Source organism: Hespellia stercorisuis DSM 15480, from assembly GCF_900142165.1.
In the GTDB taxonomy this organism is placed as follows: Bacteria; Bacillota; Clostridia; order Lachnospirales; family Lachnospiraceae; genus Hespellia; species Hespellia stercorisuis.
The window spans coordinates 23,782-38,242 of the sequence record NZ_FQZY01000042.1 but is presented as its reverse complement, the minus strand read 5'-3'; the positions used below and the strand labels follow the sequence as shown (position 1 = coordinate 38,242).

The 14,461-nt window shown below is 45.3% G+C and carries 15 protein-coding genes, 2 tRNA genes and 1 pseudogene; 1 reads left to right on the top strand and 17 read right to left on the bottom strand.

Annotated elements, in window-relative coordinates; all coding sequences use genetic code 11:
* Nucleotides 1-112: 112 nt before the first annotated feature.
* The 11 genes from BUB85_RS13485 to BUB85_RS13425 form a co-directional block, all read right to left on the bottom strand.
* Complete coding sequence (locus BUB85_RS13485) at nucleotides 113-466, bottom strand: DUF1648 domain-containing protein (protein ID WP_330392325.1); 354 nt, start codon at nucleotides 464-466, stop codon at nucleotides 113-115.
* A 413-nt stretch (nucleotides 467-879) separates the two neighbouring features.
* Nucleotides 880-1,206 carry a DUF3784 domain-containing protein gene (locus tag BUB85_RS13480; protein WP_073111383.1) on the bottom strand — a complete coding sequence of 109 codons (327 nt, stop codon included), beginning with the start codon at nucleotides 1,204-1,206 and terminating at the stop codon, nucleotides 880-882.
* 146 nt (nucleotides 1,207-1,352) lie between these two features.
* A complete protein-coding gene (locus tag BUB85_RS13475; RefSeq protein WP_073111381.1) occupies nucleotides 1,353-1,568 on the bottom strand; it encodes a helix-turn-helix domain-containing protein in 216 nt (71 codons plus the stop codon).
* 706 nt (nucleotides 1,569-2,274) lie between these two features.
* Nucleotides 2,275-2,348, bottom strand: a tRNA-Pro gene (locus BUB85_RS13460).
* Between the two features lie 93 nt (nucleotides 2,349-2,441).
* A tRNA-Gln gene (locus BUB85_RS13455) sits at nucleotides 2,442-2,512 on the bottom strand.
* Nucleotides 2,513-2,572: 60 nt separating this feature from the next.
* Entirely contained in the window at nucleotides 2,573-2,980 is a 408-nt protein-coding gene (locus BUB85_RS13450; protein ID WP_330392324.1) for a type II toxin-antitoxin system HicB family antitoxin, read from the bottom strand.
* Nucleotides 2,981-3,169: 189 nt separating this feature from the next.
* Complete coding sequence (locus tag BUB85_RS13445) at nucleotides 3,170-4,384, bottom strand: LL-diaminopimelate aminotransferase (RefSeq protein ID WP_073111377.1); 1,215 nt, start codon at nucleotides 4,382-4,384, stop codon at nucleotides 3,170-3,172.
* Nucleotides 4,385-4,409: 25 nt separating this feature from the next.
* Entirely contained in the window at nucleotides 4,410-5,240 is an 831-nt protein-coding gene (gene dapF / locus BUB85_RS13440; protein ID WP_073111375.1) for a diaminopimelate epimerase, read from the bottom strand.
* 205 nt (nucleotides 5,241-5,445) lie between these two features.
* The gene (locus BUB85_RS13435) at nucleotides 5,446-5,991 is read right to left on the bottom strand and encodes an ANTAR domain-containing response regulator (RefSeq protein ID WP_073111373.1); all 546 of its coding nucleotides are present in this window, start codon (nucleotides 5,989-5,991) and stop codon (nucleotides 5,446-5,448) included.
* A gap of 118 nt (nucleotides 5,992-6,109) precedes the next feature.
* Nucleotides 6,110-7,441: a type I glutamate--ammonia ligase gene (glnA, locus tag BUB85_RS13430; RefSeq protein WP_073111371.1), complete on the bottom strand. Its 1,332-nt coding sequence runs from the start codon at nucleotides 7,439-7,441 to the stop codon at nucleotides 6,110-6,112.
* A 259-nt stretch (nucleotides 7,442-7,700) separates the two neighbouring features.
* Complete coding sequence (locus BUB85_RS13425; protein WP_073111369.1) at nucleotides 7,701-8,327, bottom strand: ECF transporter S component; 627 nt, start codon at nucleotides 8,325-8,327, stop codon at nucleotides 7,701-7,703.
* 296 nt (nucleotides 8,328-8,623) lie between these two features.
* Between BUB85_RS13425 and coaBC the strand changes: the two genes are divergently transcribed.
* Nucleotides 8,624-9,811, top strand: coding sequence for a bifunctional phosphopantothenoylcysteine decarboxylase/phosphopantothenate--cysteine ligase CoaBC (gene coaBC / locus BUB85_RS13420; RefSeq protein ID WP_073111367.1), 1,188 nt, complete (start codon nucleotides 8,624-8,626; stop codon nucleotides 9,809-9,811).
* 188 nt (nucleotides 9,812-9,999) lie between these two features.
* On the opposite strand, the gene BUB85_RS13415 is transcribed toward coaBC, so the two are convergent.
* From BUB85_RS13415 to BUB85_RS13390, 6 genes and pseudogenes are all read right to left on the bottom strand, one after another.
* Nucleotides 10,000-10,944 (bottom strand): magnesium transporter CorA family protein, encoded by a 945-nt coding sequence (locus BUB85_RS13415; protein WP_073111365.1) that lies wholly within the window; start codon nucleotides 10,942-10,944, stop codon nucleotides 10,000-10,002.
* A gap of 282 nt (nucleotides 10,945-11,226) precedes the next feature.
* Nucleotides 11,227-11,469 (bottom strand): annotated as a pseudogene (locus BUB85_RS22465) (polysaccharide deacetylase family protein); the annotation flags it as partial.
* Nucleotides 11,470-11,505: 36 nt separating this feature from the next.
* Nucleotides 11,506-12,228, bottom strand: a complete 723-nt coding sequence (locus tag BUB85_RS13405) for an N-acetylmuramoyl-L-alanine amidase (RefSeq protein ID WP_073111363.1) — start codon at nucleotides 12,226-12,228, stop codon at nucleotides 11,506-11,508.
* A 118-nt stretch (nucleotides 12,229-12,346) separates the two neighbouring features.
* Nucleotides 12,347-12,541 (bottom strand): holin, encoded by a 195-nt coding sequence (locus tag BUB85_RS13400; protein WP_073111360.1) that lies wholly within the window; start codon nucleotides 12,539-12,541, stop codon nucleotides 12,347-12,349.
* A gap of 13 nt (nucleotides 12,542-12,554) precedes the next feature.
* Nucleotides 12,555-12,953 carry a hypothetical protein gene (locus tag BUB85_RS13395; RefSeq protein ID WP_073111358.1) on the bottom strand — a complete coding sequence of 133 codons (399 nt, stop codon included), beginning with the start codon at nucleotides 12,951-12,953 and terminating at the stop codon, nucleotides 12,555-12,557.
* Between the two features lie 130 nt (nucleotides 12,954-13,083).
* Entirely contained in the window at nucleotides 13,084-14,460 is a 1,377-nt protein-coding gene (locus BUB85_RS13390) for a pyocin knob domain-containing protein (RefSeq protein WP_073111356.1), read from the bottom strand.
* Nucleotide 14,461 lies beyond the last annotated feature (1 nt).

Here is a 14,461-nt window from a genome sequence, read left to right as displayed (position 1 = left end):
TGAATAAAATCCTCAAGTGCCGGAAGGCACCTAATTATTTTATGCTGACTAACTCACAACTAAAGTAACGAGAATGCGTCAGCATTGTTTTCAAAATATATATGCGTGGATTTTATGCAAACGAAGAATATATTACCCATACTTCTGCCATCATCACAATTATAAGTACCCCGCCTATCATCCACTGAAACTGGTTGTCCGTTAAAAATCTTTTTGAGTGTGTCATATAATATTTTATTTTTTCTTTTCCACTCAAAAAAGTAAGTAACATTTGTAACGCAGGAAATAAGAATATCTGTATTTTATTTCCAAAGCCATCTGCAACTCCACCCACAAAATGAGTTGGAATAATATTAGGCAAGAAAAAAAAGCTTATAATTGCAATCAAACATCCTATACCACAAATTGCACATGAAAATTTTCTACTGTTGATAAAATTCATAACAATCCCACTTTCTACTGTCAAATCCAAATTTCCTTCAGGCAAAACCGACCAACTTTTTTGCTTCTATAAAATAACACCCCCCATAAAATGGGGGTAAATCGAAGTGACAAGATTTGAATTTGCGACCTCTACGTTCTACAAACAACGCATTTATAGGCTTTATAAGACCCATTTTGGAAACCCAACCGAATCCCAACCATATACCAATATATACAAGTGACCCAATCGGTCAGAACGGAGAACTTGTATATCCGTTATTTTAAATCTATATCATAGCTCTTCAATTTGAATATTGTAGGGCTATATTGCTTTTATGAAAAGATAACATACACTACTCATATTCCTCGAATTTCATAATCAAAAATTCACCGTGTATTAGGCAAATCTGTGAGTGGCTTCTAAGTTTATTATTTCTTTATTTGACAAACTGGGATTTATTTTGTTCTCTTTTCTATCTTCACAGAAGAAATAATGGCATATACCATTGTCCCTGCTATGATTACTAATTCACAATAATACAACCAACCCGTTTGAATTATTATATCAATTGCGATAATCAAAAAAGTTATTCCAATCAAAAGAAAAACTATGCCAGATTGCTTGTAAAGCGGTTTTCTGTCCATTGATTCTCGTTCTTCTTTTGAGGCAAAAATATACGCATTGTTAAATATAAATCCTTTTTCTTTGAATTGTCGATAGCTAATTAAAAAAAAGGCAATCGCCAGAATACACATTATGATAGAGCCAACCATATTTCCCATTACACACCTCCGCAACTTCAAACCTGTTAAGCACTTACAATCACAGTATAATTCAATTCCACAAAATGCACAAGAAAAAGGCATGAGAGACTTTCGCATCTCCACACACCTTTTATCAATTCAATGCCATTACCATTAACAATCTACTATTCTTTTACATAACGAATCAATGCTCCAACTTCACATTCAAAATAATCACACAGTTTGCAGATTAGGTTCGCATCCAGTCTTTGAAATTCATTTCTGCAATATCTGTTGAAGTTTGACCGCGGTATATCCAGTTCTTTGCAAATGGTATTCTTACTGACACCTTTTTCTTGTAGCAGTTCTTCTATTCTCAATTCCAAATGCCCATAATTCATACACATCACCTCTACATAAAGTATATTTAATAAATCTTTATATAGTAATTCACTGTATAGTGATGTGCTATATAGTTATCCTGATTAAATGAGGTGTACACATGAAAAGAAAAATCATTATAATAGTTTTAACACTCTGCTTACTAACTGGAATCTACTGTTACACGAAACTGCCCGAATATCACATCACTAACAGTATGTCCACCAGCAATCAAGATAGTCGAAACACGCAATTAAAGGTAATTGTTTATAAATACTTCAAAATCAACAATACCATTCAGAAAATCAAATCAGAACACAACCGAATCAACGGCACACCTACCACTCTAAAAATCAACTTGTACTATCCCAAATGGTTTTTAAGAGACAGTTCCAATTAGTAGAGGTGTCCGAATGGGTGGACTTGTGTAAAGAAACATGTCGTAAATTTTTCAGCTACATCAAGAATGTACAAGAGGAACATGGGATTTTATGTGATTGCATTTTCACAGACGGCAACGGAAGTTACACCTATGCAAGAAATATTACCGATTGCATGACAAGACTGCGTAGAGAAAACGGTTTGAACGGTGGCAGTATTACCAAACTCCGAAAAACAGCCAGTTCTGACTTACAAAGTAAAGGCACACTGGATAATCCCGACCAAAACCGACCAACTTTTTTTCATTCCTAAAATAACAAAAACCCCCATAAAATGGGGGTGAAATCGGAGTGACAAGATTTGAACTTGCGACCTCTACGTCCCGAACGTAGCGCTCTACCAAGCTGAGCCACACTCCGAAATTTCAATTTCAACATATTTTTAGGATTCCATGATAACGGAATCCCAAAAACCAGTCTCTTATGATTTCTGACTTAAATCATAAACACAAACTACGGATAGAGGATTTGAACCTCTACTAGCGGAGTCAGAGTCCGATGTGCTACCATTACACCAATCCGCAATATTTGCTCGGTTCCGGATGAACCGTACAAATGATATTATATCAAACTTTCCACAAATGTCAACAACTTTTTTCATTTAATACGCGTAAAAGTCCATCCTGCAAAATCTGGGAAAAATTTACCCCCACTGCAGTTGCTTCTTCATTAAGCCAGGAAGGGATGCTCAGGGTCTTTTTGACCGCCTTGGACCTCGTCCTCTTCTTGTACTCTAACATATCAAATTCAATTACTACTACAAACTCTCCCTTTTGCAGTGCAATCTCCTGCGGCATAGAAGGTTTTGGTATCATATCCCCAGCTGTTTCTAATCCCTCCAGAATCTCGCCAAGCACTCTAGATGCCCGCTCATACCCTGTCTCCATGCTGTCTCCACTTACAGCACAGTCCGGGAAATTCGGAAATCTGATTCCAAAACCATCCTCGCCTTCTACAGAAAACACCGCCGGATAGTACAATTTATTCAACATAAACTCACCCTGTAAACTATATTATACGTAATAATACGTATTGTCAATCTTTTTTGTATATTAATTTCATAAATCAAAGAAAAAACCAGTGCCGCTTCTTCCTGATATCCCGCCCTGTCAAACAGACTGAGGGCGTATCCGAAGAAACAGCACTGGTTTTCTATTGGAAAGTATTTGCAAGTACTGCAATTACAGCGCTTTGATGCGCCCGATTGCAGCCACTGTATTCTCATGTGATCCAAACGCAGTCAGACGGAAATAGCCTTCTCCGCTCGGTCCGAATCCTGATCCCGGAGTACCGACTACATTTGCTTTCTCAAGCAAATAATCAAAAAATTCCCATGAAGTCATCGTAACCGGTGTCTTCAGCCAGATATACGGCGCGTTCACGCCTCCTGACACACTGTAGCCGGCGTCTCTCAGACCTTCATAGATTATCTTTGCATTCTCCATATAATATGCCACCTGTGCCTTCAGCTGCGCTTTTCCTGCCTCTGAATAGACAGCCTCACCGGCTCTCTGCACGATGTAAGGTGCCCCGTTATACTTTGTTCCATGGCGTCTTGCCCACAGAGTGTGAAGCATGACGTCTCCGCTCTTGAGATCCTTCGGAATTACAGTTGCACCGAGACGGACTCCGGTGAACCCTGCATTTTTAGAAAAGCTTCTCAGCTCGATCGCACAGGTTCTCGCGCCATCGCACTCATAGATTGTGTGCGGCACATCTGTCTCTGAGATATAGGCCTCATATGCGGCATCGTAGATGATAACCGCGCCGACTTTATTCGCATAATCCACCCATTTCTGCAGTTCGTCCTTCGTGATGGTCGAACCGGTCGGGTTATTCGGGAAACACAGGTAAATAAGATCCGGTGTAGAAGTCGGAAGTTCCGGCGAAAAATTATTCTCAGCCGTACAAGGCATGTAGATCACATCGCTCCAGATTCCTTTCTTTGCATCGTAAGTGCCTGTGCGCCCCGCCATTACATTGGTGTCCACATAAACTGGGTATACAGGATCACAAACAGCAATCTTATTGTCTCTGCTGAAAATTTCCTGGATATTTCCGGAATCGCATTTTGCGCCGTCCGAAATAAAAATTTCGTCCGCCTTGATGTCGCATCCGCGAGCCTTGTAATCATTCTCTGCCATTGCACTTCTCAGGAACTCATATCCAAGATCCGGTGCATAGCCGTGAAATGTCTCCGCTGCTGCCATCTCGTCTACCGCACTGTGAAGGCTGTCGATAATCGCCGGGGCCAGCGGCTGCGTCACATCGCCGATTCCAAGACGGATGATCGGCGCATCCGGATTTGCTTCTGTGAACGCCGCCACTTTTTTCGCAATATTAGAAAACAGATAACTTCCCTGCAATTTTAAATAATCATCATTTACTTTAAACATACGTATTCTCCTTTTGCTTTACTTGTTAGTACAATTCCCCATCAAACACAGTAACTGCGGGGCCGGTCATGTATACTTTGTTTTTCTCCCGATCCCATTGGATGATCAGATCTCCGCCTAATAACTTCACTGTGACCTCATCCTCTGTCAGATGATTCAGGATGCAGGCCACTGCGACTGCACAGGCACCGGTTCCGCAGGCAAGGGTCTCCCCTGCGCCACGCTCCCACACGCGCATCTCCACTGTTTTCCGGTCGATCACGCGCACAAATTCCGTGTTAATGCGACGTGGAAAGCGCTCGTGGTTTTCAAACTTCGGGCCAATCTTCTCGATGTCCAGATTTGTCACGTCTTCCATATATACCACTGCGTGAGGATTGCCCATGGAGACACCGGTCATCCGGTACTCTGTGCCGTCCACAAGAATCGTCTCTGACACAACCTGGTCATTTTCGGAAATAATCGGAATCTCCTTCGCCCCCAGGATCGGACTGCCCATATCAACTTTGATGAGAGACACCTTGCCGTTCTCTACGGTAAGGTCCAGATACTTGATTCCTGCCAATGTTTCAATTGAAATACTGGTCTTATCCGTAAGACCGTAATCATACACATATTTCGCAACACAGCGGATTCCGTTCCCACACATCTCACTGCGGGATCCGTCTGCGTTGTACATGGCCATCTCGAAATCTGCCACCTTGGATGGATTGATCAGAATCAGTCCGTCCGAGCCGACTCCGAAATGTCTGTCGCTGACCTGGACTGCCAGCGCCGCCGGATCCTCCACCGTCTCCTCCAGACAGTTCATATATACATAATCGTTTCCGATTCCCTGCATTTTTGTAAATTTCATACTCTTTCTCCTCAACTATTATTCTATCATGAATTAAAGTACAGATTCACGCTTGCCATTCGCTGTGCCGCTCGATTCCGCTCTGCTTCATCTCACTCGCGGGCTTTCGCCCTATCAGCAGATAACGACAAGTATTTACTTATGTGCAAGCACAACGTAAACACTTGTCGTTACCTGCTGGCACTGCTCTTTGCTGTCGCGTACATTATATCATGATCGTCAGCACCATCTGTGCCGTCTCCACCATGTTGGTTCCGCTGTCCATACTGCTCTTCTGCAAATACTTATGTGCGTCCTCCTCTGTCATATTATTTCGCTCCATCAACAACGTTTTCGCTTTGTCAATGATTGCCTTCTGCTCAGGATTTCTATTTTTCAGCGCTTCTCTTCTCTTCTTCCTTCGCACATATGCCGTCTGAAGCATCATTTCCATCGTATTCATCAGATCGTAGACTTTGATTGGCATTGGAAGTCCGACTACCCCGTCCACCAGTCCATTTCCCCACTTGTCTCTGGACGCTATCAACAGCATCTCAAATGATGCGGGCAGATATTCCCGCAGTTCGGAATACATCATATCCGTCATTTTGTATCCACACACCACAATCCCCTCGTGCATTGTGTCAGCGAAGTTGATTGCCTGCGCGCCTGTCGTACACACCCCATTCACTTCAAGGCCGCCTCGAACCAACAAATTTCGAATATTAGTTGCGTTCTCCTTTTTTGGAAAAACCACAATAATATTGCTCACGCTCACACCTCCTGTATTTTCCCCGCTATTCCATGTTTTGCGGACCAAAAAGTCATGTGTTTTCACGCATGAAACGAATAACCTTTTGCCCCCGGTTCCAAATTATACAGATCAGTGCTTACATTCTAAACAAATACCTGTCCAACTCCCACTGGGAAACCTGTGAACGAAATTCTTTGTATTCATTTTTCTGAGCTTCTATAATCTTATGTGACAGCTCCTCGCCCAGAATGCTGCGCACAAAGTCATCCTTTTCGAACTCACGGACTGCCTCCAGCAGACTTCCCGGAAGCGCCTCGATATCCAGAGCTTTCTTCTCCTCTTTCGTCATCTCGAACACATTGCAGTCCACACTGGCCGGCGGTGCAATCTTCTCCTGGATTCCCTTCAGGCCCGCCGCCAGGCAGACAGCAATCGCAAGATACGGATTGGCCGAAGTGTCTGGACTTCGCAATTCAATTCTGGTTCCATCCCCCGCCGATGCCGGTACACGAATGAGCGGGCTTCTGTTCTTCGCAGACCAGGTGATGTACACCGGTGCCTCGAATCCTTTAACAAACCGCTTGTAAGAATTTACAGACGGATTAACAATACAGGTGATTGCCTTGATGTGCTGCATGATTCCTCCGATGAAGTAATATCCTTCCTGACTCAGTCCGTTCACATCATCGGCATCCTCAAAGATATTCTTTCCATCTCTGCTCAGAGACATATTCAGATGCATTCCGGACCCATGATTATCTGTCTTAGGCTTCGGCATGAACGTAGCATGCAGTCCGTGACGCTTCGCGATGGTCTTCACCACAAGCTTAAAGGTCATGATGTTGTCCGCCGTTTTCAGTGCCTCGTCATATCGGAAATCAATCTCATGCTGCGCCGGCGCCATTTCATGATGCGATGCCTCGATGTCAAATCCCATATCTTCCAGAGTGAAAATCATGTCTCTCCGCGCATTTTCCCCGAGATCAAGCGGTCCCAGATCAAAATAGCCTCCCTGTTCATGGGACATGGTGGTCGGCAGACCGGCTTCATCCGTATGGAACATAAAGAACTCACACTCCGGCCCCACATTCAGTTTGTATCCCATATCTGCCGCCTGTTTCACTGCTTTTCTCAGCACATATCTCGGATCATTATCGCAGGGGGTTCCATCCGGCGAATAGACATCGCAGATCAGTCTCGCAACCTTCCCCTGCTGTGGACGCCACGGAAAAATCTCAAATGTATCCCGGTCCGGATATAAAAACATATCGGACTGTTCGATGCTTGCAAACCCGTCGATGGATGAGCCGTCAAATATATACTCATTGTTCAGCGCTCTCTCCAGATGACTGATCGTGACAGCCATATTCTTCATCGTTCCAAAAATATCCGTGAACTGCAGACGGATGAACTCCACATCCTCTTCCTCCGCAATTCGCAGAATATCTTCCTTTGTATACTTACTCATTGTACTACCTCCTTCATTTACATACCACACCAGACCGTTTCCACAGATGAACGCGGACAATTAAAAATGGGCGCTCTCATCCCGTGAAAACGCCCTTGTTTATTCTACCATATTATAAAGAAACTCTATGTAATTGTCAAGAAACTGCCTGTTTTTTATAGCTGAAATTTACTTGTTTTTATCAGGAACCGTCCGCTCTGCCAGATCCGGCGTAAGTTCTCTGTTTTTCATATCTTATTTCTCATTCACAGCACGGAATTTATCTGCTCCTTTGTACTGCCGCGATCAATATCTTTCCAAGCGCTGTCACCAGTATCGCCGCCGCAACTGCTTCCGGGATACCAGACGCTGTAACCGTCGCCATAATCAGCCCCCATACTGCGCTGACCGCAACTTCCTTCGCCTGCGCATACTGCTGCGCAAATAAGAAATAGATGCTGCCCATCACCGTGACCGTGTTGACCATGGATCCCACAAAGCCTGTGATCGGAAGTGCAATCAACTGATTCAGTTTCAGCTTCTGCAGAAGAATCCATAACCATCCTGCCGCCACACCAATCAGGATTCTGCATCCGACAGAGATCCAGACTGCTTTTGCCACACCGGCAAATCCCGTTGTGCTCATAAACGGTGAAAATGCAAAGGACAGTAAAGTCGGTGCCATGGTATTGCTGACCAGGGAACAGATTCCGAATACGCCGCCTAAGACCGCGCCGGCCATTGGGCCAAACAGAATCGCACCGATAATGACTGGAATATGTACCGTTGTCGCCTTAATAATCGGGAGCTGTATCATGCCGAGCGGCGTGTTCGCCAGCACGACGATGATGGCTGCCATAAGTGCAACACTGACCATCCAACGAGTGTCTTTTTTTTCTTTTCTCATATTTAATTTTCCTCCTTGTTATCATTCCCGCTCAGCAGGATACAATACAATTACTGCGCAAGTATACCACAAAATATTTCTATTAAAAAGAAATGTTTCCCAAATAATACATTTTTATTTGTTTTTTGTCTGTTCTTCCACCTGAATATGCCGACAGGAAGGCTCAGAAAGGACCGGCTTTCGGGCCGTCACTTTTAGGCTGGCTTACATTTTCTATGGTTTTTTTTCATTGTGTATCGTATAATGCAGTTATAGTTCTGACAATCCAGAAACCATTTGATAAGGAGTTCTTACCTATGTTAAAAAACAAAACTGTTCTTTTAGGCGTAAGCGGAAGCATCGCCGCATACAAAAGTGCCGCACTCGCCAGTCTTCTGGTGAAGTCACATGCGGATGTTCATGTGATCATGACAGCAAATGCAACAAATTTCATCAATCCTGTCACATTTGAAACTTTAACCGGCAACAAGTGTCTTGTGGATACATTTGACCGAAATTTTGAATTCAGCGTGGAGCACGTCTCTCTGGCCCAGAAAGCGGATGTCGCAGTACTCGCCCCGGCATCGGCCAATGTCATTGCCAAGATTGTTCACGGACTTGCCGACGATATGCTGACCACCACGTGGCTCGCATGTACCTGTCCCAAGATCCTTGCCCCGGCCATGAATACACGCATGTACCAGAATCCCGTCACTCAGGACAACCTGGCCCTCGCTGCACAGTACCAGATGACCGTCATGACTCCGGCGACCGGACGTCTGGCCTGTGGAGACACCGGTGCCGGTAAGATGCCGGAACCGGTGGACATCATGGAGTATATTCTTCATGCGTGTGCACTGACGAAGGACCTGCTGGGGAAAAAGATGGTTGTCACCGCCGGTCCCACCGCCGAATCTATCGATCCGGTACGCTTTATCACCAACCATTCTACTGGGAAGATGGGATACAGCATTGCTAAGATTGCCGCGCTGCGGGGCGCAGATGTCACCCTCGTATCCGGACCGGTCTCCATCAAGGCTCCTGCCTTTGTCGATGTGGTTCCAGTCACCACCGCCCGGGAGATGTTCAACGCAGTCACCTCAGCAGCTGTGGACGCAGATATCATCATCAAAGCCGCCGCGGTCGCCGACTACCGTCCAAAGAATATCAGCACGGAAAAAGTCAAAAAAACGGATGACAACTTCGCCATCGAGCTTGAGCGCACGGATGACATTCTGAAATATCTGGGCGAACACAAAAAAGAGAACCAGTTCCTGTGTGGATTTTCAATGGAAACCGAAAATATGCTGGAGAACTCCAGAAAGAAATTGGAAAAGAAACATCTTGATATGATCGTCGCCAACAACCTGAAGGTCGCAGGTGCCGGTTTCGGGACAGACACCAATGTCGTGACCCTGATCACAGCGGAGGACGAGATTTCGCTGGAACTGCTGTCCAAGGACGAGGTCGCAGTACGGATTCTGGATGCCATTTGCGGGAAATAAATAAAAATAATGTAAAAATAAGAGATATGATAGGGAGCGGTTTCACCCGCCCCATCATATCTCTTGTTTTTCATCTCTATGTTTCATATTCTATTATGCCCTGGCATCATTGCTGCGAGTGTTCGTCAGCCTGCTGGCATCTTACATCTGGAGTGCTCCGCAATCCTGCCGGATACTCCGAATCTGCTCTACAGCATCTTTCTTCTCTTCAGGATGATCAGTGCAATCACACACGCCAGCACTGTAAATATACAGATAATCAGAAAACCATGCGGCGTTTCCGCAAGCGGCATCCATTTCCCGCTCACATTCATCCCGTAGATTCCTGAAATAATGGTCGGAATTGCCATGACCAGCGTGATGGACGTCAGATATTTCATCACGTTATTCAGACGGTTATTGATAATAGTCGACAGCAGATCACGGGTACCATGAATGATGTCACGGTAAATATTCGTCATCTCAATGGCCTGCTTGTTCTCCACGATCACATCGTCCAGAAGTTCCATGTCTTCCGGATATTGTCTGATTCTTTTGTACCTCGTCAGCCGGTCAAACACGGACCGGTTCGCCCCCAGCGACGTTGCAAAATATACCAGGTTGGATTCCAGCTCGTGAAGAGCGATCAGGTCGTCATCTTCTGTCTCATTGCGTCCGGCTCTGTGCTCGATGTCTGTTCTCTGCTTATCGATGACACGCAGATAAATCTGGTATACATTGGAAGATCGCAGAAGAATCTGATATATAAACCGCATCCGCTTCTTCGTGCTGAACTCCCGGATTCTTCCTTTTAAAAATTTACTTAATACCCTGTTTTCTTCCCGGCAGATAGTGATGATTGCATCTTTTACCAGAATGATACCAAGTGGAATTGTAGTGTACGCCCGTCTGTCGTTACGCATCTCCTCAAACGGGATATCCACCAGAAGCAGCGTGTAGCCATCTTCCAATTCCAGTCGCGAACTCTCCTCATCATCCAGTGCGGCCCGAATGTCATCTACATCCACATCGTAAAGACTCGCAACCCATTCACTTTCCTCTATCGTCGGCGCAACCATGTTAATCCATGTTCCGTCTTCCGGCTTATCAATGACTGACACTATGCCGTTGTCTGTTTTTAATATCTGTATCATGGTTTTTCTCCTATATCTCCAGGCTGAGCAAAGGCATCTCCCCGCCAATGTACTCAAAGCCTTTTATTTTGCCGGTACAGCTATCCTCTTCCCGTCCGGCCGCGTCGTTCCTTTTGTCCCTCGTGATAAAGAGACTCCCCACCCTGCCACACGGTACTCTGTGTGTCGGAAATGCGGGAATGCTTAAGGACGTTGAAAATAGTCACACTAATATTATCACATTTGTTTTCTATGCACCACCTTGTTTTTTATATTTAACATTTCATTTAACAATTTATCCACTTAATCTGCAATCTGTTTCCCCGTTACATCCATATGATAATTGTCCTTGATAATCAGTTCTGATACCGGCACAATCTGATATCCCTTTTCCTCCAGTCCGTTTAGCATTGCATCCAGCGCCTGTGCTGTAAATTTTGCTCCGTTATGGCAGAGAATGATTGCGCCGTTATCCAGGTTCTTGTGTTCGCAGACCGTCTGGATAATGGAATCTGCGCCATAGTCCTTCCAGTCAAGGGAATCTACGTACGACGTTTAAAGAAGTGTACTAAAATAGCCGCTTTACCTGCTTGTACCTTCAATCAAACGCTTATACCATGGAGCCTTTTTCGTCCACTTGAAACTCGGCATGTCCTTACCATTATTTGCCTTGTACACCTCGTTTATTATTTTCAATTCGTCTGGGTGTGTAAGTGCATGCACCTTGAATCCATCAAAGTAGTACACCCCTGCTCCACCATCTATCGTATAAAAACATCTCATCTCTTTTTCTCCTTCCATTTTTCCCGCCGCTGCTCCGCCGCTCATGATTTCCGTTATCCGCTTAATGAAATACGCTTTCGTTGCCATCGCTCCTCCATGAAGCTCCACGCTCCTATGAGGGCACGCCGTGGCATACACCTCCTGGTGCAGGCGAATGGTCTGCTCATTCGGTACGATTCCATATAGCTTGCATTTCTGTGCACTCCACTGCAGAGCACGCTCCTCATTCGCAAGGAATGTTTCTGCGTCCCCCATGCTCTGGCACACTTCGATCGACAGATAATTCGTATTTCCCTCCGACTGCCCACAGTGCCATGCACAATTCGCATCATCTTCCACTTGGATTACGCCGTCATCACCGGCGTAGGCATGGGCAAATCCATTATTTAGATCATGTCCGCCGCTCTCCAACGCATTTGCCCAATAGGACGCATTTAGAAACTGTCCGCCTGCATCGTTATGGATAAATATTCCAACCGGGTTTCTGCCACGGGTACCGGCAATCCCACCACATATACTCATGCTACTTGCCCTCCTGCTCCTTCTGCTCCTTTTCAAGCTTTTCCACCAGTTCCTCTACACTTACCTGCTCGTTTTCGCCCATGATTTCACCTTCTTTCTGTGTGCGACGTCGCACATTCTATTTGTCTGTCAATTCCGGCAGCCCCGCCACGCTGGTCAGCAGAGACAATACTCCAGCCAGAACCGACGCTGATACAACCACTCGCCAATCTACACCGGATATCACTGCCGCGGATCCGATTGTTGCCACCGCCGTCTGTGCCACTGTCTTTATCGCCCTTACTCCGGCCGCTTTTAACCACTGTTTACTCATCTTTCTACCTCCATTATTCCCTGTGAGACTGCCGGTTCATAAACTCAACAATCTCTTCCTGCACCTGCTCTGTATCCTCACTGGGTTCCATTTTGTTCATTACTTTTAATATCGCGAGCATCGACTTCATGATCAGTTCATTCTCCTCCAGGCTGATCTTCGCCTTGCTCTCCAGCTTGTTGATCCGGTCATAGTCTCGCTCCAGCTTCTCCTGGATTCCACCTGCCCCGTTTATGGCCAGCTCATGTTCCTCGACCATGTCCACCAGATCAGCACCGTACCGGGCCGTGTTGAACGCACTTTTCACCCGGTTCGATATATCCGGCCAGACTTTCCACAAAATAAGCAACGATATGACAAGACACAGAATCCAGTCTTTCAATGTTGCACTTGTAACCATTTCCGCAATCATAGGCATCCCTCCCAATCTACTTGATTTTTTGCATAAAAATAAGACCTTCGCGGTCTTGCTCTTGGTATCTATGCATTTCCTTGCTCCACTTTTCTATCTACACTCTCATTTTTTACGAACATACGATTTATCAGCATCCAATCACTTTTCTGAGCACCCAATATCCATTATCATAAGTAATACCATTTTTCGTGCCCGCTGCCGTATTATGAGAGTGACCGGTTATTGTATCATCTGAAATAAACAAAAACTTTGTGCCTACTTTACTAAACGTACTTGATGCAAGATTGCATGTTATACCGTTCCCCGGAAAACTCGCCACCTGCTGCTTTGGTATGAATATATCGACAAACTGATTGTCTGTTACCTCCCCGTTCACATACGGAGACCAGATAAGCGTAATTCCCGTTTTTTGTGCAGATATTGGTTCTGAAAGTTTAATCGAATGTGACGCCGACATGTAATAAGCCGCACTGCTGCTCCAAAGGGATTTGTTATTCGCACTATAGCTCATATCCTCCCACGATCCCCAGACCCCCGCAATCATAAATCGCTGATAATTTTTCCCAGTACATGCCGCAAAACGCTGATAGCAATACTGTGCATTATCGTAATAATCCACGGTTTCAAGCCATCCTCCCGTATTCACCGGACAGTGTTTACTCCCAACGGTTAAATAATATCTTCCACCTCTGATCAAAGTGTTACAATCACCATCAATAGGCGGTGCACCATGGATAGGGTATTGATTTACTGTGATTTCGTTACCTTCCCCAAAACCCAAACGTATTGTTTTCCCACTGCTGCTATTAGTGTATACCAAGCCCGACTCGGCCGTAATGGATAACGTTCCCGCCAAATGTAGACTAGAATAACTTTCAAATTGCAGTGAAGCTTTATCCAGCCTCGCTACATAACGCAGCTCGCCATTGACGAAACTTTTTGACATAATTGTTCCGGAGTCCACATCAAATACTACCGTCCCATCTTTATTTCCGACCATCCCCGCAGTTACTGTCCCGAGATTCGCGGTAATTGCACTCAGAGTATCCACATTCAGATTGTCCACCGATATGAAATGCAGTGCCCATTTCGCTCCATCCCACCTCATGATCGGCTCCCCTGATGCTGTCTGCCAAAGCTGCCCTGTCACAGGATTCGTAGGTGCCGTACTGGATATTGTAATTGCTGCTTTTGCATCCTCCGCCGCCTCTCCCGCAGCCACCGCCTTATTATACGCCGCTTTTGCCGCCTCATAGCTGGAAGATTTTGAAACCTCAGAATACGCAAACGTACCATTGGAAAACACATTCAGATCAACCGTATAAAGACTGTTAGTACTGCCCGCTGTATATGCAGGCTCCGTACTCACCCACCCGGCAGGAGATCTCGTGGCAGGCTTTGCGGGCGCAGATGCTGTAGATGCCTGCAGCCTGTAGTATCGGTACACTGCCGAAACATCTACCACAAAGGTGAGTGTTACTGTAGCACTGGCTTTAATAGCCATG